22 protein-coding genes are annotated in these 19,829 nt (G+C 34.9%); 11 read left to right on the top strand and 11 right to left on the bottom strand.

The genetic code is table 11. The features are described 5' to 3' along the window. Positions 1–110: 110 nt before the first annotated feature. On the top strand, positions 111–518 hold the full coding sequence (gene mce, locus AN34_RS08615) for a methylmalonyl-CoA epimerase (protein ID WP_029284325.1): 408 nt from the start codon (positions 111–113) through the stop codon (positions 516–518). A 56-nt stretch (positions 519–574) separates the two neighbouring features. Next, on the top strand, positions 575–859 hold the full coding sequence (locus AN34_RS08610; RefSeq protein WP_029284324.1) for a hypothetical protein: 285 nt from the start codon (positions 575–577) through the stop codon (positions 857–859). Positions 860–866: 7 nt separating this feature from the next. Here AN34_RS08610 and AN34_RS08605 read toward each other — a convergent pair whose 3' ends face one another. Both AN34_RS08605 and AN34_RS21580 read right to left on the bottom strand, forming a co-directional pair. Then, positions 867–1,553: a hypothetical protein gene (locus AN34_RS08605; RefSeq protein ID WP_029284322.1), complete on the bottom strand. Its 687-nt coding sequence runs from the start codon at positions 1,551–1,553 to the stop codon at positions 867–869. A gap of 7 nt (positions 1,554–1,560) precedes the next feature. Next, on the bottom strand, positions 1,561–1,728 hold the full coding sequence (locus tag AN34_RS21580; RefSeq protein WP_157263259.1) for a hypothetical protein: 168 nt from the start codon (positions 1,726–1,728) through the stop codon (positions 1,561–1,563). Between the two features lie 316 nt (positions 1,729–2,044). Here AN34_RS21580 and AN34_RS08600 point away from each other — a divergent pair, with 316 nt between their 5' ends. From AN34_RS08600 to AN34_RS08575, 6 genes are all read left to right on the top strand, one after another. Beyond that, entirely contained in the window at positions 2,045–2,293 is a 249-nt protein-coding gene (locus AN34_RS08600) for a type B 50S ribosomal protein L31 (RefSeq protein WP_029284320.1), read from the top strand. A 72-nt stretch (positions 2,294–2,365) separates the two neighbouring features. After that, positions 2,366–3,538: a GlmU family protein gene (locus AN34_RS08595; protein ID WP_029284318.1), complete on the top strand. Its 1,173-nt coding sequence runs from the start codon at positions 2,366–2,368 to the stop codon at positions 3,536–3,538. A gap of 51 nt (positions 3,539–3,589) precedes the next feature. After that, positions 3,590–4,351 carry a triose-phosphate isomerase gene (gene tpiA, locus AN34_RS08590; RefSeq protein ID WP_029284316.1) on the top strand — a complete coding sequence of 254 codons (762 nt, stop codon included), beginning with the start codon at positions 3,590–3,592 and terminating at the stop codon, positions 4,349–4,351. Next, a complete protein-coding gene (prmA, locus tag AN34_RS08585; RefSeq protein WP_029284314.1) occupies positions 4,352–5,191 on the top strand; it encodes a 50S ribosomal protein L11 methyltransferase in 840 nt (279 codons plus the stop codon). Between the two features lie 117 nt (positions 5,192–5,308). Further along, positions 5,309–6,661 carry a UDP-N-acetylmuramate--L-alanine ligase gene (gene murC / locus AN34_RS08580; RefSeq protein WP_029284312.1) on the top strand — a complete coding sequence of 451 codons (1,353 nt, stop codon included), beginning with the start codon at positions 5,309–5,311 and terminating at the stop codon, positions 6,659–6,661. A 70-nt stretch (positions 6,662–6,731) separates the two neighbouring features. After that, positions 6,732–7,049, top strand: a complete 318-nt coding sequence (locus AN34_RS08575) for a helix-turn-helix domain-containing protein (protein WP_029284310.1) — start codon at positions 6,732–6,734, stop codon at positions 7,047–7,049. Between the two features lie 61 nt (positions 7,050–7,110). Here AN34_RS08575 and AN34_RS08570 read toward each other — a convergent pair whose 3' ends face one another. From AN34_RS08570 to AN34_RS08550, 5 genes are all read right to left on the bottom strand, one after another. Further along, complete coding sequence (locus AN34_RS08570; protein ID WP_029284308.1) at positions 7,111–8,229, bottom strand: hypothetical protein; 1,119 nt, start codon at positions 8,227–8,229, stop codon at positions 7,111–7,113. Positions 8,230–8,303: 74 nt separating this feature from the next. Further along, on the bottom strand, positions 8,304–8,495 hold the full coding sequence (locus AN34_RS08565) for a hypothetical protein (RefSeq protein ID WP_029284306.1): 192 nt from the start codon (positions 8,493–8,495) through the stop codon (positions 8,304–8,306). An 88-nt stretch (positions 8,496–8,583) separates the two neighbouring features. Further along, entirely contained in the window at positions 8,584–9,150 is a 567-nt protein-coding gene (scpB, locus tag AN34_RS08560) for an SMC-Scp complex subunit ScpB (protein ID WP_029284304.1), read from the bottom strand. Positions 9,151–9,402: 252 nt separating this feature from the next. Continuing rightward, positions 9,403–12,366, bottom strand: a complete 2,964-nt coding sequence (locus AN34_RS08555; RefSeq protein WP_029284302.1) for a sensor histidine kinase — start codon at positions 12,364–12,366, stop codon at positions 9,403–9,405. 31 nt (positions 12,367–12,397) lie between these two features. After that, positions 12,398–13,183, bottom strand: coding sequence for a LytTR family DNA-binding domain-containing protein (locus tag AN34_RS08550; RefSeq protein WP_029284300.1), 786 nt, complete (start codon positions 13,181–13,183; stop codon positions 12,398–12,400). Positions 13,184–13,307: 124 nt separating this feature from the next. Between AN34_RS08550 and AN34_RS08545 the strand changes: the two genes are divergently transcribed. After that, positions 13,308–14,030, top strand: coding sequence for a ferritin-like domain-containing protein (locus tag AN34_RS08545; RefSeq protein ID WP_029284298.1), 723 nt, complete (start codon positions 13,308–13,310; stop codon positions 14,028–14,030). Positions 14,031–14,049: 19 nt separating this feature from the next. Next, entirely contained in the window at positions 14,050–14,910 is an 861-nt protein-coding gene (locus tag AN34_RS08540; RefSeq protein ID WP_029284295.1) for a ferritin-like domain-containing protein, read from the top strand. 533 nt (positions 14,911–15,443) lie between these two features. On the opposite strand, the gene AN34_RS08535 is transcribed toward AN34_RS08540, so the two are convergent. Next, positions 15,444–15,851, bottom strand: coding sequence for a helix-turn-helix domain-containing protein (locus AN34_RS08535; RefSeq protein ID WP_029284294.1), 408 nt, complete (start codon positions 15,849–15,851; stop codon positions 15,444–15,446). A gap of 496 nt (positions 15,852–16,347) precedes the next feature. On the opposite strand from AN34_RS08535, the gene AN34_RS08530 reads away from it, so the two are divergent. Next, positions 16,348–17,202 carry a hypothetical protein gene (locus AN34_RS08530; RefSeq protein WP_029284292.1) on the top strand — a complete coding sequence of 285 codons (855 nt, stop codon included), beginning with the start codon at positions 16,348–16,350 and terminating at the stop codon, positions 17,200–17,202. 68 nt (positions 17,203–17,270) lie between these two features. On the opposite strand, the gene mqnC is transcribed toward AN34_RS08530, so the two are convergent. From mqnC to AN34_RS08515, 3 genes are all read right to left on the bottom strand, one after another. Then, the gene (gene mqnC, locus AN34_RS08525) at positions 17,271–18,395 is read right to left on the bottom strand and encodes a cyclic dehypoxanthinyl futalosine synthase (protein ID WP_029284290.1); all 1,125 of its coding nucleotides are present in this window, start codon (positions 18,393–18,395) and stop codon (positions 17,271–17,273) included. 74 nt (positions 18,396–18,469) lie between these two features. Continuing rightward, positions 18,470–19,138: a hypothetical protein gene (locus AN34_RS08520; RefSeq protein ID WP_029284288.1), complete on the bottom strand. Its 669-nt coding sequence runs from the start codon at positions 19,136–19,138 to the stop codon at positions 18,470–18,472. A 1-nt stretch (position 19,139) separates the two neighbouring features. Then, positions 19,140–19,769: a hypothetical protein gene (locus AN34_RS08515; RefSeq protein WP_029284286.1), complete on the bottom strand. Its 630-nt coding sequence runs from the start codon at positions 19,767–19,769 to the stop codon at positions 19,140–19,142. Positions 19,770–19,829 lie beyond the last annotated feature (60 nt).

Raw genomic sequence — 19,829 nt, 5'->3', positions numbered from 1 at the left:
TGTTAATTATGATTACAAAGATACAAAAAAACTTTCCTAAGAATTATCAATAATAGCTATGAGGTTATAGAGAAAACCTGCATTTTTACATTCAACCAACCTTTTAAACGATGAACAAGATAGAACATGTCGGTATAGCCGTAAACAGTCTCTCTAAGTCTGTGCCTCTTTACGAAATTTTATTAGATACCTCTTGCTATAAAACCGAAACTGTAGCATCAGAATATGTAAATACTGCATTTTTTAAAACGGGCGAAAGTAAAGTAGAATTACTCGAAGCTACAGATGATGATAGCGCAATTGCTAAATTCCTGGAAAAAAAAGGAGAGGGGATTCATCATATCGCCTTTGCAGTGGATGATATCCTGAAAGAGATGGAACGTTTAAAAGCTTCTGGTTTTGTGCTACTTAATGATGTGCCTAAAAAAGGTGCTGATAATAAAATGGTTTGCTTTGTACATCCTAAAAATACAAATGGAGTTTTAATAGAACTTTGTCAGGAAATTAAATGGATTTAAAAATCCATTATCTTCAAATAACCTCCACATATTTCAAATACGTATTAAAACTGTTTATGCAATTAATCAAAATCATCAGCAAAGATTTCGATATACCAGATCACCTTTCCGAAAGCCAGTTGAGGCAAGCGATGGTTGATGCTTTTGCTTATTTAATCGATAACGATTTTGCGAAGCTAATTCAGATTTTATATAAGGCCGATGTAGATCAGTATAAATTAAAAGAATTGTTGGAAACGGTAGGGGGTTTAAGTTCTGCAGAAGTGATTGCTGATGCTTACATTACTCGCCAGATGGCTAAAGTAGAAACGTGGAATAAATACAGTCCTAAAAGAGATTAACTGAAATTTATTCCTGTACCGGATTAAACCGGTTATACATATCCATATCAAAAAATGAAACGGAGTTAATCTTATCGGCCTTAAGTACAAGATCAGTTTTCAGTTCATTCGTATTGGCAACAGATCCATCTTCAATATAGCTGGCGTAAACGGTTAAATACTGCGTAGTAAAAACCAGTTCCTTATCATTATTTCTGAATCCACTAAAAGCAGGCGTAATGCGGATATAACTAGTGGTAAAGGGTTTCGGCAATTCTTTCACCCAGCCAATGTAAAATTTACCACTATCCATGGTAAACTGTAAAAGGTGTGCATCGAAAAAGGATGAACTTAATAAAAGTTCAAACTCATTACCAGAAGTAAATATAGCCTTTTTGATGGCATCAAGTCGGTTAATAAAAAGGTTGGCAAATTCAGTTGCACCTACAGCAACAAATAATGACATGCTGGTGGTGCCGAAATATGGTGAGCGAATAGGAAGCAATTCACTTAAATAAGCAACTGTTTCAGGAAAAATTGCGATTAATAGGGTTCTTAACAGAAAACATGCAGCCAATAGCACAATGCCAGCAATAGCAGAATTTAATAATACCCGCTGACTTTCTAGCCGATATTGGATATACCGGAGATATCTAAACCTGATTAGAATATAATAGCCACCCACAAGAGGAAACAAAAGCAGGTTAAAAGGCATCTAAAGGTTATTTCTTATTTTTATCTTTTTCTATTTTTTTAAAAATACTAGATTCCATTAATGCACCAACCATCTCCTTAATACGTGGCTGTGCAAAAAAATCAGGACTTTTAATATAAAGCTTTCCACTGCTGTTCGAGTGGATAATGCCATCAAATGTGCCATCTTTTCTCATAACTCAAATTTAGTTATTTTTTTTTAAATATCTGAAAAACAATATAATTTCTAAAAAGTTTAAATTTGAAGACAAATTCCTCGATAATTAAAAAGCTTTTAGTAAGTTAAGATCAGGCCATTAATTTAATTGCAGCTAAAAAGCATATAATTTAAAATTATTAATTTAGGCTTGTATATCAAAAATAAAATTAAGATATTTGCATCCTCTAAAATAGAAGTAGAAAGATTAATAGAAATTGTCATAAGCGTTGTTGCCAGCAAATTGCAAAAATGTTCTTGATGCTTTCACACAAATAACTTAAAATAATATTCAAATGAAAAAAGATTTGCACCCAACAAGCTACAGACCAGTTGTTTTTAAAGATATGTCTAACGAATATGCTTTCTTAACAAAATCTTGCGTAGATACTAAAGAAACAATTCAATGGGAAGATGGTAATGAGTATCCACTTTATAAATTAGAGATTTCTCATACTTCACACCCTTTTTATACTGGTAAAATGAAATTGGTTGATACAGCAGGACGTATCGATAAATTCAAAAACCGTTACGCTAAGAAATAATTTTAGCCACAAAAAGCATTTTTTAAAGTCCCTTTGCCAAAAGCATCGGGACTTTTTTTATTTTTGCTGCTTATGACAATCAATTTATTTGATGATGCAAGCTGGATGTCTCTTCGTCCGCTTACTTTTACCCGCCCTGTTGCTGATCTGCGCATTGGTATTCTAACCATTGCAGAAAAATGGGCAAAATACCTTAAAGCAGATTTTGGATTTTACACTCAGGATTATCTTGCCCTAAAATATCCGTCGAAAACGAACGACAGTTTATCTATTAATGGTTCGGTGTGTCCGGATAATGATTTGCTGAATGCAGTTTCTGCTTTAAAAAAAGGCGAAGTGCTGCTGTCTGGTGATCATGTTCTGGCTTTTAATTGCGAAGAAGTACTCACCGATTTGCAAGCTAAACAATTGCTAAAGCCAATAAATTATAATTTAAAATTCGTTAAGATCACTTACCCTGAAGAAATTTTCGGAAACAATCCTTCGGAAATTAGAAAAGATTTTGAATTGTTAACCAAAGGGCGGAGCTCGGCCAAAATTAGCAGTACCAATCAACTCATTGGTCATGATATCTTTTTTGAAGAAGGCGCACAAGCCGAATGTAGTGTGCTAAACAGTAGCTATGGCCCCATCTATGTAGGTAAAAATGCCGAAATTTGGGAAGGTAGTTTAATTCGTGGATCTTTTGCCCTCTGTGAGTATTCATCAATTAAAATGGGTGCTAAGATTTATTCTGGTACCACCATCGGACCAAATAGCCGCGCAGGAGGTGAAATTAATAATTCGGTTATTTGGGGAAATTCTGCCAAAGGACATGAAGGCTATTTAGGGAATTCTGTTTTGGGCGAATGGTGCAATATTGGCGCAGATACAAATAATTCTAATCTCAAAAATAACTATGCAGAAGTAAAGCTTTATGATTATGAAAGTAAGGCAATGCGAAATACTCAACTGCAATTTTGTGGTTTAATCATGGCCGACCATTCTAAATGTGGTATCAATACCATGTTTAATACCGGGAGTATAGTTGGTGTTAGTGCAAATGTTTTTGGCGCAGGCCTTCCCCCAAACCATATTCCCGACTTTAGCTGGGGTGGTGGCAATTGCTTCGAAACCTATCAATTAAATAAAATGTTCGAAACGGCAGAGAAGGTGTTGGCAAGGAAGACATTACCTTTTGATCAGGTAGATAAAAATATTTTGACAAAGGTTTTTGAATTAACTTCATCATATAGAAACTATTAATATAAACATGATCTTGCTGTTTAAGATCTTTAAACCAATAAAATAAATACAATGAGAAAACAAATAGTAGCCGGTAACTGGAAAATGAATTTAGACTATAACGAAGGTGTTTCGTTATTTAGTGAAATTGTAAATATGGTTAAAGATGAGCGTAAAGGCAATCAGATAGCGATTATTTGCTCACCTTTTATTCATTTAAATAGCCTTGCTAAATTGGGTGGAAATGATGTAAAAATTGGTGCTCAAAACATTAGCGATAAAGAAGGTGGCGCTTATACTGGCGAAACTTCTGCTAAGATGGTAAAATCTGTAGGTGCGGAATATGTAATTTTAGGCCATTCAGAGCGCAGACAGTACTTTGCTGAAAGTGATGCATTATTGGCTGATAAAACCAAAATTGCTTTGGCAAATGGCTTAACACCAATTTTTTGTATTGGCGAAACTTTAGATGAACGCAATAACGGAAGTTATTATGAGGTATTGAAAAAACAGTTAGTTGAAGGTGTATTCAGTTTAAGTGATGCAGATTTTGCTAAAATTGTAATTGCTTACGAACCTGTTTGGGCAATTGGTACAGGTTTAACCGCTTCACCGGAACAAGCACAGGATATTCACGCTTTTATTCGTTCGGAAATTGAGGCTAATTATGGTTTTAACATTGCTGATGATACTACGATCCTTTACGGAGGAAGCTGTAATCCTGGTAATGCGGCGAGCTTATTTTCACAAAAAGATATTGATGGCGGATTAATTGGTGGCGCTTCATTAAAATCACGCGATTTCACAGATATTATTAAAGCATTAAATAGCTAGATGCAGTATACAAAGGCAATATTTAAATTCAATAATATTGAAGAATTTCAGCAAGATCTACTCATCAGTGATCTTGCTGATTTAGGTTTTGATACTTTTGAAGATAGTGATGAGGGCTTTACGGCTTTCGTTATTAAAGATAATTTTAATGAGCAGGAACTCAAAAACCTTTTAAGCAGTTATGCTGATGACTTTTCTTCAACCTATATATTGGAAGAGGTAGCAGACGAAAACTGGAATGCTGAATGGGAAAAAAACTTTAGCCCGCTGATTATTGATGATGTTTGCTATGTACGGGCAACCTTTCATGAGCCTAAACCATCCTATCCTTACGAGATTATCATTGATCCGAAAATGGCTTTTGGTACGGGTCATCATCAAACCACAACTATGATGATGCAGTATATTCTTTCTGCCGATTTACTTGATAAAAATATCCTTGATATGGGCTGTGGAACAGGGATTTTAGCCATCCTAGCAGGTAAGCTTGGTGCTAAGAGTTTAATGGCTATCGATTACGATGATATTTGTTATGAAAGTACAGTTGAAAACGCCACTTTAAATCATGTGATTAATCTCAAGGCTCTTTGTGGCAGTAAGGAAGTAATTCCAGATGAAGCTTACGATGTTATTTTTGCAAATATCAACAGAAATATTTTACTTGATCAGATCCATCGCTATGCCGAAGTGTTGAAAGCTGAAGGCAAGATTTTCTTTAGTGGCTTTTATCTGGAACCTGATTTAAGCATGATTACTGCAGAATGTGCTAAATATGGTATTAAGTATCTTGATCATAAACAAAACGGCGATTGGGTGGCTGCTCAGTTCGAGAAGAAATAAGGATTGAATTTTGAATGAGTGATAGTATGTTTTAGTTTACAATGCATTACCATTCAATCATTCACTAATTCCTTAATTCAATCATTCACCAATTCCCTCATTCAGTAATTAATTAATATGCGTATACATTTCATAGCAATTGGTGGTAGTGCCATGCACAATCTGGCCATTGCTTTACATAAAAAGGGGTATCAAATTACAGGTTCTGATGATGTGATTTTTGAACCTGCAAAATCTCGCTTAGATGGATATGGTTTACTTCCGGCTGAAATGGGCTGGGATGAAAATCGGATTACAGCTGATTTAGATGCAGTTATTTTGGGGATGCATGCAAGAATAGATAACCCAGAGTTGTTAAAGGCCCAGGAACTAAACATCAAAATCTACTCTTACCCGGAATATATTTACGAACAGAGCAAAGATAAGTTACGTGTTGTTATTGGTGGCAGTCATGGTAAAACGACTATTACCAGTATGATTTTGCATGTGCTTAATTATTACAAACGCGATTTCGATTACTTGGTTGGTGCACAATTGGCTGGTTTTGAAACGATGGTGAAAGTAACTGAAGAAGCACCGGTTATGATTATTGAAGGTGATGAATATTTATCTTCACCGATTGATAGAAGACCAAAGTTTCATCTTTATAAAGCCAATGTAGCTGTAATAAGCGGTATTGCCTGGGATCATATTAATGTTTTCCCTACATATGCTGATTATACACTGCAGTTTGATAAATTTATCGATACCATTGAAGAAAATGGTACTTTAATTTATTGCAAGGCTGATCAGGATTTGAACAGTATTGTAGATCAATCTAAAGCAAAAGTTAATAAGATAGGCTATGCCATTCCCGATCATGAAATTGAAAATGGAATTACCTATTTATTGCCAGAGAAAACGGCTTTAAAAATATTTGGTGATCATAACCTGATGAATTTAAATGCAGCAAAACTGGTTTGTAAAGAGTTGAACATAAGTCATGTTGATTTTGATAGCGCAATAGCTTCTTTTACCGGAGCGGCAAAACGTTTAGAAGTAATTTCGGCTGATGAATCTACAAATGTATATAAAGATTTTGCACATTCGCCATCAAAACTTAAGGCTACAATTGATGCCGTAAAAGCACAATTTATTGATAGGAAGTTGGTTGCCTGTATTGAGCTACATACTTTTAGTAGTTTAAATAAAGATTTCCTAAAGGAATATGCAGGAGCGATGGATAAAGCGGATGAAGCAATTGTTTTCATCGATTTGAAATCTTTTGAGCAAAAAAGAATGAAGCCATTTTCTGAACAAGATGTTCAACTGGCCTTTGCAAATGAAAAACTCAAGTTTTTTAATGATGCTGCTAAACTCAAAATTTATCTTCTAAGTTTAAATTATAAGAATACAAATTTATTGATGATGAGCTCGGGTAATTATGCGGGCTTTGATTTGCCAGAATTGGCTGCGACATTAAAGAAATGAGATATGAGCTATCAGATGTGAGACACAAATTTTAAATCCCAAATCTGATAGCTCATACCTAATTAACAAAATGAAAAGAATTGGTCAGAATATTAAACAGCGTAGGGTAGCACTTGGTCTAAGCCAGGCTGATGCTGCAAAATTGTTAAATATTTCTACGCCTGCTTTTTGTAAAATAGAAACCGGTCAAACAGATTTAAATGTATCTCGTTTGCTTCAAATTGCTGAAACTTTTAACATTTCAGTTACTCAGCTTCTTGGTGAAAATGCTGTTGAGCATTCTTCAGAAGATATTACCGCTTTAAAAAAGAATCTTTTAGAAAAAGATGAAGAGATCAATAAGCTTCGTAAGAAGGTTATTGATCTTTATGATAAGTTAGGGATGTAAATGCCTCATTGCTTCGTGCTTCGCAATGACGCTTTCCTTCTTCCTCTATTCTTATATCTTATTAAAATACTTTCCTCATCGTTAAGTGCTTTTTACCAAAGGTTGCACCAGTAGCTTTATGTATGGCAATCATCTGTTCATTAAAATCACCTACCCAGCTCAATTCTAATTCTTTATATTGATTTTTTGGAAGCACATATTCTCCCAATCGGATAAATAAAACTGATTCTAAACCATGTTTTTGGAATTTAGGTTTTGTACCCATCACAATGGCACGCATCCTTGTAACACCAACCCAGCGGCGATAAGCAAATTTTAACTTTTCAATAATACCCAGCTTACCATTAAAGCCTTTAATCATTTGGTTGGCATCAGGTATTAAAACTACAAATGATGCTGGTTCCCCATTAAAATAAGCAAATTGAATTAAGTGTTCATCCATGATGGGTTCCATGCTTTTAAAGCTTTCTTGTAAGGTTTCCTTTTTAATAGGAACAAAACTTTCAAAATCTTGCCAGCCATCATTATAAATTTCCATTAAGTCGTTAATGTATTTTTCTGCATTTTGCTTGCTAAAATATTCGAAAGTATAGCCAGGCTTATTTCTAACCCAGTTGGCAATTTTAGTGAAACGCTCTGGAAAAGGAATGGTTAAATTAATGTGGTTAGTAAGTTGTTCATATTCAGTGATAAAACCGTACGCATCGAAAAACTTTTTATAATAAGGAAAATTATAATTCATTCCGAAAGAGGGAGGAGTAAAGCCCTCTACCAGTAAACCCCAAAATGAATCATTTTCTCCAAAATTAATCGGACCATCCATGGCTTTCATACCATTTTCAATTAACCAGGCTTTTGCGGTATCAAATAAAAGAAATGCAGCCTGTTCATCATCTATCGATTCAAAAAAGCCCATTCCACCAGTAGGCTGGTCATATTGAAATGCCTTTTTATCATTAATAAAGGCTGCAACTCGGCCAATCAAATTTCCGGCATCATCTTTTAAAACCCATCTGGTACATTTTCCATGATTGAAAAAGTTATTTTTTTTAGGATCAAAAACATTTTCAACTTCACTGTCTAAAGGACAAATCCAATGCTTATCATTTTTATAAAGCACTTTTGGAACGCTTAAGAAATCTGTTTTGAGGGCTGAACTATTTACCTGTATAATTTGTATGAAATGTTTTTAAAATTAAAAAAGCATCCAACCAATAGGCAGGATGCTTTTTCAAATATATCATTTTTTAAATATTAATAATCGTCGTCGTCATCGTCAAAGTTATCAAAATTGTCGAGGTCATCTAAAGAAACATCAAAATCATCTTCATCTTCTTCCTGAGATTTTGCTTTTATAGCTCGGATATCATCATCTTCCATATCATCGTCTTCATCTACCTGTTTCGGGGTGGTTGGTTTAGTTGGGAGTTTCTTTGGCGCTTTCATAACACAAAAATAAAGATTGATTTAATACTTTAAAAATACTAAAAAAACTTTTTTAATAACAATCTGTAAGCAAAGAAATTAAATTATTTTATGCCTCATTTTCTCCGATGGTATTTTCTTCTTTGTTGAGATCTTTTAACTGTGGAAGTTGATTCAAATGGTTTAAACCAAAGTAATCCATAAATAAAGGGCTGGTACGGTAAAGAATGGGGCGGCCAGGCGTTTCGGCCTTACCATCCATGCTGATAAGTTCTTTTTCTAGCAAACGCTGTACAGAATAATCGGAGTTAACACCTCTTATTTGTTCAATTTCTAACTTTGTAATTGGCTGCCTATAAGCAATTATGGCTAATGTTTCCATTGCAGCCTGACTTAACTTTTTCTTAGATCGGTGTAACTGAAGTTGATTCACCGTTTCATGAAATTCTTTTTTGGTTAGAAACTGATAGCCATTATTTAAATTCACCAATTCAATGGCAAATTCATCTCTGCTATATTTCTCTTTAATGGTGGCTAAACTTTCAAAAATATGTTCTTCTGTGTATTCCTCTTCAAATAATATATTTAATGCAAGTAACATTTCCTGAACACTAATACTTTGGATAGATGAAAAAATAAGGGCTTCGATGTGCTTGGTGATGGCTTGCTGAGGCATATACAAAAATATAATTTTTAGGCACAAAAAAAGCGGTCTCGCTTTTAAAAAACAAGACCGCTTTCAACACACAAATGAAACCTGAATTAAGATATAGCTTTAGGTTAGGTTATTAAATATCTATATCAATCCTATAAGAACGTCTTTGATAAACACTATCGTTTATTTCTAACACAAGTTTAAGGCTAAAACGGGTTCTACTAAAGTTCTATTTAGTGAGTGGTATTAAAAATTGAGTAAACGGTAAATTTTTTATTTTAACGGTACAGAAATGGAAACTGTTGTACCATTTGTAGCATTTTGACTCACATTTAAATGTATAGGTTTTGCTTCAATCTGACCTAAAAGATTTAATCGCTCTCTGGTAAGTTGCATTCCTTTACTAATGTGATCGTCTCTTTTGTTCTTTAATGAATTTTCTATGCCAATTCCATCATCTATAATTTCGATGTTGAGGTAAGCGGCATCCAGTAATTTAATGTTAATCTGAATCAATCCCTGAGTTTCTTTTGGCATAATTCCATGCCAGATGGCATTTTCAACATATGGCTGAAGGAGCATTGATGGGATAAAAGTTTCTTCCAGATCAATATCTTCATCAATTGAAATGGTATATTGAAGTTTATCTCCGAATCGGTTTTTCTCTAGTTTAAGGTAAAGATTAAGGTATTCCAATTCCTCATCCAGTGAAATATAGCTTTTGGTACATATTTCCAAATTCTTTCTAATGAGGCGTGCAAAACCTGTTAAAACCTTATTGGCCGATGCTGTATTTTGCGTATTGATGTAATGCTGGATTGAATTCATTACATTAAACACAAAATGCGGGTTCATCATGGCTTGTAAAGCCTGTTGCTCTAACATTAACACTTTATTTTTAAGCAGCAATTGGGCTTGTTCTTTATCTTTCTGTTTACGGGTAATATAAACGGCTACTTTATAGAAAATGTAGGCTACCAATAAGATTAGGATAGAAAGAAACCATAAGCTTTGCCAGAAATACTTTTTAATGGTAAACGAAATTTTTGCAGGCTGCCCCCAATTTCCGTTTTGATTTTTGGCACTAACCTCAAAAACGTAATCGCCAGATTGTAGCGAAGAAAAATCCAGCCTTCTGGTACGGGTTTCTACCCATGCCGCATTTTCATTTAAGCGATAGCGGTAGGTAATATCGCTCGTGGTAAAATCTACCGCGCTAAAAGTAAATAAAATGGTATTGGTGCCTGTTTCAAAAGTGAAGTTACCCTGGTTAACAGGTAAACGCTCGTTATCTTTAATGATAGACGTTACGTAAACCTTTGGCAAATTTTTAGTGATGTTTTTATTGTTATACTTAAATAAAATTAACCCTTTGTTGGTGGCGAAATAAGCCGTACTATCATCTATAAACAGGCTGTTAATATCATCACTAAGCAACTCTTTGCCATAATCAAAATTGGTTACGCTTTGTGTTTTAGGGTAGTTGGTAATTTTATTCACCCCTTTATTGGTGAGTACCCAAATTTCATTGTTCTTGATGAAAAGTTTGGTGCAAACGTTATTGGTTAATCCATCTTCCTGGGTAATCTGCCTGGTAATTTTACTATCCTTATAAAAAATTAAACCATAGCCATCAGTCGCCAGAATGAGGGTGCCATCAGCCAGTTGTTGAATATCATTGATGCGTTTGGTTAACAGATTTTCTTTTTCATAATGCTTAATCAAACGCCCATTCGAAAATTCGGATAAGCCATTGATATTAGAGAACCATAAATTTCCATTTTTATCATAAAAAACATGGTAAGATCTGTCTTTAAAAAAATCTTCTTTCTCCCGGTACTTAAGGGAATTGAATTCAAATTTTTTCATCTTATCTGATAAAAAAACAACGCCAGAAGATAAAGCCAATGCCAGGTGATTGTTATTTCCGCTTAAACTAAAGTGTTTAATCACGAACATAGAATTGTTAGCCTCTTTGAGGTAACTTACATGATCGGTGTTTTTATAAATGTCTTTAAAAACCCCCATTCCATAATCAGAAGCGAAATAAATGGATTCGTTTTTAGGATCAAAGGCCAGTTGTTTAATGGTTTTGTACTTCTTAAAATCATCTAAACCCACTTCGAGGAGCTGATAATTATGGATATTTAAAATATCAATTACGGCATCATCTGTACCGAGCCACAAACGGTTTTTTCCATCTTTGGTAATGCTTTTGATTACATTGCTGCTTAATCCTGATTCTGCATCAATAATAGAAAGCCTGTTATTAATGTTTGGCAGCATGTAAATTCCGGTGCTGGTTGCAAACCACATATTCTGGTTGCTATCTTTCATCACCTGGTTTACCGAAATATCTTGAAGGTACTGAACTGTTTTTCCGCTTTTATTTAGGGCAAAGGTTCCATTCGCATTGGCCAGCCAAACTTCTTTAAGTGTCTGATCATAATAAAAATAGCCAGACATGTTTTTGATTAAATTTTGCGGGATAGAAATCAGGTCATTTATTTTTCCTGATTTATATTCTTTCAGCCCTTTTTGATCCAGGTAAAGGAGTGACTGATTGGGCAGGCTGGTTGCCGTCATATAAGAAATTGGCCTTACCCCAGATTTAACTATTGAAAACGTTTTGCCTTTAAATTTTTGAACGCTTAAATCGCTGTATGCTAAAATGTTTCCCTTCTCATCTTCATGGATAAAGGCATTTATGAACTTATCTTCAGGATTTGGAGAAACATATTTTCTGATCATTTTTCCATCCCAGCAAACAATTAAATTAGAATTGGTGCCCAGCCAGATTCTACCCGATTTATCTATTAGAAATGAAGTGATTACGGTATTGAAATTTAATTTTTTGAGTAGCTGATTGTTATCTTTATTGTAAAACTTACCATCTTTTAAATAGCTTAATTGACCATTTAATGCAAAGAACCATATCCGGCCACTCTTATCTTCTTTCATTTGAAGGATCTGGGTGTCAGGCAATCCATCCTCAATGGTAAAATTTTGGAAATTCGTACCATCAAATCGACTTAAACCATTATCGGTGGCAATCCAGATAAAGCCTTTTTTATCTTGTAAAATGTAATAGCAGTTATTGCTAGCCAGGCCGTTTTTTGAGGTGTAATGGGGGAGGTAAGTGGTTTGAGAAAATAGATCAGCAGGTAGTAGAAAAAGCAAAAATAGCAGCGCACAGATGAACCGGTAATGATGAAAAATCTGCATTTTCTTGATCATCTGATATGTTTTTAATATGGTTGAGACGAAATTAATGGTCACTGCCGGCTTTGATAAAAAGTTTAATTTTCTCAAAAAAATCACTCGCTCTACGTCGTGATATATTAATGCTCTCTCCATTTTTCAAGAAAACCTGTAATCCGTTTTTTGAATTGTATTCTTTTAAGTGGTTGAGGTTAATAATACTGGATTTATGTACACGTACAAACTGATCGGAGGGAAGAAGTTCTTCAAATTCCCTTAGTACTTTTGAAACGGTTATTTTATCCTGATCTGCAAAGTGAACAACAGAATAATTGCTGTCAGCCTCAATATAAATAATATCATCTACATCAATCATTTTAAAGCCTTGTCCGTAGGGTAGGGTTAACTTCCTAATCTCCGATTTAGTATTGAGGCTTGATGCCAGATTTACTATGCGTTCATCACTTTCATTTTGGTACTGATAGCGTTTAAGGTGTTCGGAAACTTTATCTACTGCCGTTTTTAACTCATCAATATCAATTGGTTTTAAAAGATAATCTAACGCATTTGCTTTAATGGCCTTTAGGGCATACTGATCATATGCGGTGGTAAAGATTACAGCTGCCTGGTGTTTTTGCGCATCGGGAATAAGTTCGAAACCATTGCTGCCTGGCATTGCGATATCCAGAAAAATTAAATTGATGGGATGATGGGCTAAAATCTCTTTTGCTTCGTTTACAGATTTTGCAATACCAGTAATTTCTACCTGCGGGCAATTTTGTTGCAACAGAAAAAATAAGGATGAACGTGCAAACTCTTCATCATCAACAATAATGGCTTTTAGTGTAATCATATTTATAGGTTGGTGAATGTATTAAAAATCACTTAATAAAAAAAAGTGTAAAAGAAAAAACCATCCGATTAATTGTCACGTATGTATCATCAAACGAATTCAAAAACCTAAAACATAGATGACTATGAAAAACAATGAACTAGAAACAAAAAGTGAACTTCAGGATGAAAGTTTATTTAAAGGCTCACTAGGCAGAAGATCTTTTCTTCAGTACGCAGGAGCAAGTGCAGCTGGTATTGCATTAGTTGCTGCTGGTTGTAGAAAAGACCGTGGCGTAGAGAACGTGATGACTGGCGCAACTTTAGATTTTAAGAATGAAATTGGTGTTTTAAATTACGCTTATGCCTTAGAACAACTAGAAGCTGCATTTTATGTTAAAGTGGCATCTGCACCACCATCATCATTCACCACTGCACAAAAAGCTTACTTCCAAGACATTCAATTCCATGAAATTGCACACAGAGAGTTTTTTAAAAATGTATTAAGTACTGCGGCAATCGGGAGTTTAGAGGTAGATTTTTCTTCTATTGATTTTACAAGTGCAAGCAGTGTTTTAGGTGCAGCAATGACATTTGAAGATTTAGGTGTAGCCGCATATAATGGTGCTGGTGTACGTATTACAACAGATGCTTATTTGGTAGCAGCAGGTAAAATTGTTTCTGTAGAGGCTCGTCACGCAGCTTACATCAGGGACATTATTTCTAACGGAACATTTGCAGATTTAAGTTCTTTAAGTGCTTTAGGTGCAGATAATTCCAAAGGATTAGATGGGGCACTTACACCAGATAAGGTGTTAGCCGCTGCCGGAAAATACATCAAAACAAAAATTAACGCAATTAACCTTTAATCCTTAAAACTCAGCAATCATGAATATCTTAAATATATTAGACGAAATAGAAAAAGTTGATGGTGAGATCTATGAAAGATTAAGCCCGAGACGCAGTGCAATGAGAGATTTTTTCAACGTTGGAAAGAAAATTTCTATGGCAGCAGTACCATTAGCTTTAGGCGGTTTGTTTAAAAAAGCATATGGCCAAACTAATCCAGCTTCGGTAAATGAAGTTTTAGGTTTTGCATTAGCATTAGAATACCTGGAATGGAACTATTATAACCATGCATTAACACTTGCAAATTCTACATACATTCCTGATGGACCGGCAAGACAGGCCATTACCACCATCCGTAACCACGAACGTGCACACGTAGATTTGTTAAAAGGTGCATTGGGTATTACAGGTTCAGATCAATATGTATATGCTGATTTTGATTTTACAGCAGGTGGTACATTCGCTGATGTTGATACTAACTACCAAACTTTCTTAAAAGTTGCTACAGCTTTTGAAGATACTGGTGTGAGGGCTTATAAAGGGCAGGCACCAATTTTAAAAGGTATGCCAGTATTAACTACAGCATTGCAAATTCACTCGGTAGAGGCTCGCCACGCCGCACATTTACGCCAAATGGTTGCCGCAAATGTTACTGGAGCATCGGGCTTAAAACCTTGGATTGCATATACTGCAAATGGTAACGATACTGGTGTTTCTGCTGCTGATGCTGTTTATGCAGGAGAGCAAAACACTACTCAGGCTGGTGTTCAAATCACAGGCATTAATGGTACTGCGGTAACGCAATCTCAGGCAGCAGAAAGTTTTGACGAATTCTTAACTGGTTCTGATGTGAAGAAAATTGCGAACTTATTTATTAAAACTGGTAAGAAACTAGCGTAATAAAAACATTTACATTATTGATTAGGTAATGTTTAGGTTGAGGTAGAGAGGCAGAACGAAGTTCTGTCTCTTTTTTTTAAACAGGATTTTTGGGATTTCCAGGATTAGCAAGATAAAGTGATTATAACTGGATCACTAAATGCTAAAAGGATGGCGGTGTTATTAAATATAATGCAAATTTTGCAGTAGGCAACATAATGGATAACATTTATTCAATTAAATCTGTCGGATCTAGAGTTCGAGGAATCAGTGGAGGCCCTTTACTATTTGGCAATAGTTGTATAGGAATTGTAAATAATACTATTGAATGTATTAATGGTAAGTATATTGCTAATAAGCTTAGCTCTTTAAATATTCCTTTTACAACTATTTAATGAAAAAACTCACTTGTAAAATCAATGGAAGTAATAATTTATTTCAAATTTAAGATCTACTGCTTGACATTTTCAGACTACTAATCAATTTGATCACCAAATAATGCTAAAAAGCCCAATCATTTCTGATCGGGCTTTTACTTTTTATATTTAATTTCTTTATTTATTCTTCAATATTTCAACTTTCTCTCTTTCACTTGCCAACAACCTTTCGTACAATTCTTTATTAGCATTAAGCGACTTTATTAATTCATCCAGCGGATTAAATGTACAGTTATAATTGTTCAATGGGCCATGATTGATACTGCTATCATTAAAGTTATTTATATAGTTGATGACCATATCATCAGTGTAACTTTTAATCGCTTCGGCACTTACACCTAAAACCTTCGCCACTTTCTCTAAAGTAGAATCTTCAATTTCGGCGCTTTGTTCTAATTTGCTAATGGCTTGCTGGCTAATGCCCAGTTCAATGGCGAGTGCTTCTTGTTTCATGCCGCGTAATTCGCGGATGCGACTAATTTTTCTACCTAAATGTGTGCGGTTGGTTTTTTCAGCAGTTTCCATAGCCAAATATATTTAATTTTTTGAATTGTAAGGGTATTAAGGTAGTTGTAAAAAACAGCGGTTTGTTGTTGCGCTTTCTAAACCTATAAGGTCTTTAAGACCTTATAGGTTTTTATACAATTGCAGGCGCTATGCCCAAATCAGTTGTTGTTTACGATGGCGATTAAATTGCTATTCTAATTCATCCTCGTTAGGCGGATAACGTAAACTTTCTATAAAAACTGACGAAGTTCTTCTACCTGAAATGGCCTTTGAAACTTGGTAAGTTAATGTTTGTTGGATGCAAGGTTCAAAGATTTTTCCACTACGGTTAGAATGACGATTTTTCTGAGTGAGATCGTTTTTTATCGCTCTTTTTTTTCATGTGAAAGGTACCACCAGTGCAGATAGGGCTTTGAGTGAGATACAAAGGCATAGGTTGTATTAAACAACTGCTTATGGTTCTTTACGGTAGCAGGCATGGGTAATTTTGGCTTGTTATTAAACAATTTAAGCCATGAATGTAAATATATTCACCCCTGAAGCAGATTATAATACTGCTTTAATTCAGCTAATTAATGTACTTGGACAGCAATTTGCCCCTGAGCAAATTTATTGCTTTGCTAAATTAACACAACAAGAAGAACTTCAAAGTGTTTTTAGTGCGCATGTGTTGCAAGAGCAATGTATTTATTACCTTTTAATGATTACGGAAAACGCTGTGGTTACATCAAAAAAAGTTCAGCAATTTATTGATGAACTTGGTGCGGAGCTTAAAGTGGTGATAGTTGTTCATGAGCAGGAAATGCTGTTGAAAAAATATAACCAGCCTAATGGTTTTTTTATGAGGGTACTAAGTCAGGGCGAGTTATGCTATGGGGCACCTGGGTTTAAGTATGTTCAACAGCCTAAACTTTTAAACACAAAAAAGCAATTGGGGAGGGCCATTGTATATTGGCACAAACGTATGGAAATGGCCAATGGCTTTTTAATAGCAGCTGCGCAGGCTATGGATAACTGCCAGCAAGAAATTTGCCTTTTTTTACTGCACCATGTTATAGAGCAAACCTGTCTGGGGCTCATTTACGTTTTTATGGATTATAAGGCCGAAAGCTACAACTTAAAACACTTGCTTTATTTGTGTGCGTGTTTTGCTAAAAGTACGCTGCAACATTTTTTTGGTTGTACAGAAAATGAACAGCTGCTAAAAATAATAATAGAAAATTATTGTCAAACTGGTTTTCAGGCTGATCAAGATATTGAAATTAAATCTGTATTTAAATTTGTAGACCTTACAGAAGGTTTTTTGGATTTGGCGAAAAGCCTATGCGAAGCGCATTTTAAGGTACTACAAATTACTGTGGATGAGTAAAAAATATAGTTACCGGATTTATCATAACCCTATAAGGTTTTGAAAACCTTATAGGGTGGGGAAGGTATTTAATAAGTAATTACCTGCTCTTCTAAATGTTCGGGTAAATCGCGGTAGTTGTATTTCTGGCCGCGGAGTTGTGGCTCAAAGCCTGCTGCTTTAATAGATTGCTGAATGCCGTTTGCGGTAAAGCGGTGTGGTGCGCCTGCTGCCGAAACCACATTTTCTTCGATCATAATGGAACCAAAATCATTTGCGCCAGCGTGTAAACAAAGTTGTGCGGTTGTTTTACCAACAGTTAACCAACTGGCCTGAATGTTTTTAATATTTGGCAACATGATTCTGCTTAAGGCTATCATTCTGATATATTCATCGGCAGTTACGTTATTGCTTATGCCGCGTAATCTTTTTAGTAAAGTACCATCATCTTGAAAAGGCCATGGAATAAAGGCTAGAAAACCATTTGCATCGGCTGGTTTTTCACTTTGTACCTGACGAATCCAAACCAGGTGTTCAAAACGTTCTTCAATGGTTTCTACATGGCCAAACATCATGGTTGCTGATGTAGTAATATCCAACTGATGACAAGCCCGCATAACATCAAGCCATTCCTGGCCACCACATTTCCCTTTAGAGATTAAACGGCGAACCCTATCGTTCAGGATTTCTGCACCTGCACCCGGAAGGGAATCCATTCCGGCATCCTTTAATGCTTTTAAAACTTCGGTATGGCTAATGCCTTCTAATTTTGCTACGTGGGCAATTTCTGGCGGGCCAAGGGCATGAAGTTTTAAATCGGGATAGAGCTCTTTAAGCTTTCTAAATAAATCTGCATAAAAATTTAAACCTAAATCTGGGTGGTGGCCACCCTGAAGTAATAACTGATCGCCTCCTAAACGGAAAGTTTCTTCAATTTTTACTTTATAAGTTTCAATATCTGTGATGTAACTTTCATCATGACCGGGTCTTCTGAAAAAGTTACAGAATTTACAATTGGCAATACAAACATTGGTGGTGTTTACATTTCTATCTATCTGCCAGGTTACCTTACCACTCGGCACCTGAATTTTCCTTAATTCATTTGCCACAAACATCAAAGATGCTGTGTCAGCATGGTGGTATAAGTATACACCTTCTTCTTGTGTTAAAAAATCAAAATGTAGGGCCCGTTGCAGTAAATCGGCTGTATTCATAAAGCAAAAATACTCGAAATAAGTAGCAGTATAATCACAGTTTTATAAAAAAAACAAGGCATCCCTCATTTATTTTAGTTTGTATCTGCATTACGTTTAAACAAGTTTCGCAAATCGCTTCCTTGTTTTTTTAATTCTTCTAAACGCTTTTTTGTGCTGTCGCTAGCCTTTGTTAAACTTTGATTGGCCTTTGCTACATTACTTTTAACTGTATTTTGACCAGTGGCAACTGCATCTGAAACATTTTTAATCGTATTTTCTCCAGTTGTTATCGCGCTCGAAACTTGTTTTATTTTTTTGTTGGCATTAAGTTTACTACTATCTAAAAGCTTTTTGGCTGCAACAGCTACTGGCGTTTGTTCTAAATTACTTAATGGTTTATTGGTTTCTGCTGTTGTCTGGGTGGCTACAGTAGTTGTATCATTAACAGGTTTACCTAAAGCTGTATTTGTTTTAGCAAGCAATTGCTCATCTTCTGTTTTTACTATACCACCATTTGCGGTATAATAGGTTTTACTTTTTAAGTAAGTGGTTTTGGCAGTTTCTAACTGTACTTTTGCGGCTGCTATTCTTGCGGTATCATTACTGGCCACGGCTGCATCATAATTTAATTTGGCATCGGTAAGTGCCAGTGCGGCAGTTTCATAAGATTTAGTGAAATCAATTTTTTCTTCGTTCTTTGTTGCGGTATTACATGCTATTAAACTAAAGGCTAATAAGCAAACTAAAATTATATTTTTCATGTTATTTTGAGGTTGTAAATTGGTTAACTATTGTTTTTAAAGAATCGGTTTCTTGTTTTTCTGTTAGGCTTCCGCCAAGTCTTTCAATCTCTAAATTGTTAATACTTTTAGCGAATTCTAAATATTTTAAATAACTGTTTAGGATTTCAATTTTAGTACCGTTGTTGGTTTGTTCGTCATTGCCAAGGTTTTTAACAAAGGTTTCCATGTTATCTATACAAACAATATAAGCCTGAAAAGCATTTGGTGTAAAATAATCATTAACCAAATTATTCGTTTCAAGTTGTGGGTATAATTTAGGCAATGTAACAGGTGTTTTCTTTAAAATTTCAATCAAAGGAACTCCGGCATTCGAAGTATTTAAATACATTCCTTTCGTTTTCATCTGGCAGTTTTCTATAGCCAAATTGGTGGTATTTAATAGTTTAATTAAGTTATTCTTTTTATTAATGTTATCCAGAAAAGTATTTACGGCTAAGGCAATAAATAATCCTGTAAAAGTAGAAATGAGCGAGATTATAAAACTTACTGTTTGATTGTTGTCTTTACGCCAGGGACTATCTCTTTTATAATTGATTAGGAAAAGACTTATTGCAATTAATATTAGGGATATTATGACATAAGTAAGCATATTGTTTGGTTTAAATTTTTCATAAAAGTAAAATAATTAAACGTAATAAAAAAATTACAA

The organism is Pedobacter sp. R20-19 (genome assembly GCF_000708265.2).
Lineage (GTDB): Bacteria > Bacteroidota > Bacteroidia > Sphingobacteriales > Sphingobacteriaceae > Pedobacter.
Note: the sequence above shows the minus strand (reverse complement) of the source record. Positions and strands in the feature narration are given on the sequence as shown.

Bases quoted from the DNA above. Each gene is read 5' to 3' on its own strand.
- mce (WP_029284325.1), top strand. From the start codon at position 111: ATGAACAAGATAGAACATGTCGGTATAGCCGTAAACAGTCTCTCTAAG.
- AN34_RS08610 (WP_029284324.1), top strand. From the start codon at position 575: ATGCAATTAATCAAAATCATCAGCAAAGATTTCGATATACCAGATCAC.
- AN34_RS08605 (WP_029284322.1), bottom strand. From the start codon at position 1,553: ATGCCTTTTAACCTGCTTTTGTTTCCTCTTGTGGGTGGCTATTATATT.
- AN34_RS21580 (WP_157263259.1), bottom strand. From the start codon at position 1,728: ATGAGAAAAGATGGCACATTTGATGGCATTATCCACTCGAACAGCAGT.
- AN34_RS08600 (WP_029284320.1), top strand. From the start codon at position 2,045: ATGAAAAAAGATTTGCACCCAACAAGCTACAGACCAGTTGTTTTTAAA.
- AN34_RS08595 (WP_029284318.1), top strand. From the start codon at position 2,366: ATGACAATCAATTTATTTGATGATGCAAGCTGGATGTCTCTTCGTCCG.
- tpiA (WP_029284316.1), top strand. From the start codon at position 3,590: ATGAGAAAACAAATAGTAGCCGGTAACTGGAAAATGAATTTAGACTAT.
- prmA (WP_029284314.1), top strand. From the start codon at position 4,352: ATGCAGTATACAAAGGCAATATTTAAATTCAATAATATTGAAGAATTT.
- murC (WP_029284312.1), top strand. From the start codon at position 5,309: ATGCGTATACATTTCATAGCAATTGGTGGTAGTGCCATGCACAATCTG.
- AN34_RS08575 (WP_029284310.1), top strand. From the start codon at position 6,732: ATGAAAAGAATTGGTCAGAATATTAAACAGCGTAGGGTAGCACTTGGT.
- AN34_RS08565 (WP_029284306.1), bottom strand. From the start codon at position 8,495: ATGAAAGCGCCAAAGAAACTCCCAACTAAACCAACCACCCCGAAACAG.
- scpB (WP_029284304.1), bottom strand. From the start codon at position 9,150: ATGCCTCAGCAAGCCATCACCAAGCACATCGAAGCCCTTATTTTTTCA.
- AN34_RS08555 (WP_029284302.1), bottom strand. From the start codon at position 12,366: ATGATCAAGAAAATGCAGATTTTTCATCATTACCGGTTCATCTGTGCG.
- AN34_RS08550 (WP_029284300.1), bottom strand. From the start codon at position 13,183: ATGATTACACTAAAAGCCATTATTGTTGATGATGAAGAGTTTGCACGT.
- AN34_RS08545 (WP_029284298.1), top strand. From the start codon at position 13,308: ATGAAAAACAATGAACTAGAAACAAAAAGTGAACTTCAGGATGAAAGT.
- AN34_RS08540 (WP_029284295.1), top strand. From the start codon at position 14,050: ATGAATATCTTAAATATATTAGACGAAATAGAAAAAGTTGATGGTGAG.
- AN34_RS08535 (WP_029284294.1), bottom strand. From the start codon at position 15,851: ATGGAAACTGCTGAAAAAACCAACCGCACACATTTAGGTAGAAAAATT.
- AN34_RS08530 (WP_029284292.1), top strand. From the start codon at position 16,348: ATGAATGTAAATATATTCACCCCTGAAGCAGATTATAATACTGCTTTA.
- mqnC (WP_029284290.1), bottom strand. From the start codon at position 18,395: ATGAATACAGCCGATTTACTGCAACGGGCCCTACATTTTGATTTTTTA.
- AN34_RS08520 (WP_029284288.1), bottom strand. From the start codon at position 19,138: ATGAAAAATATAATTTTAGTTTGCTTATTAGCCTTTAGTTTAATAGCA.
- AN34_RS08515 (WP_029284286.1), bottom strand. From the start codon at position 19,769: ATGCTTACTTATGTCATAATATCCCTAATATTAATTGCAATAAGTCTT.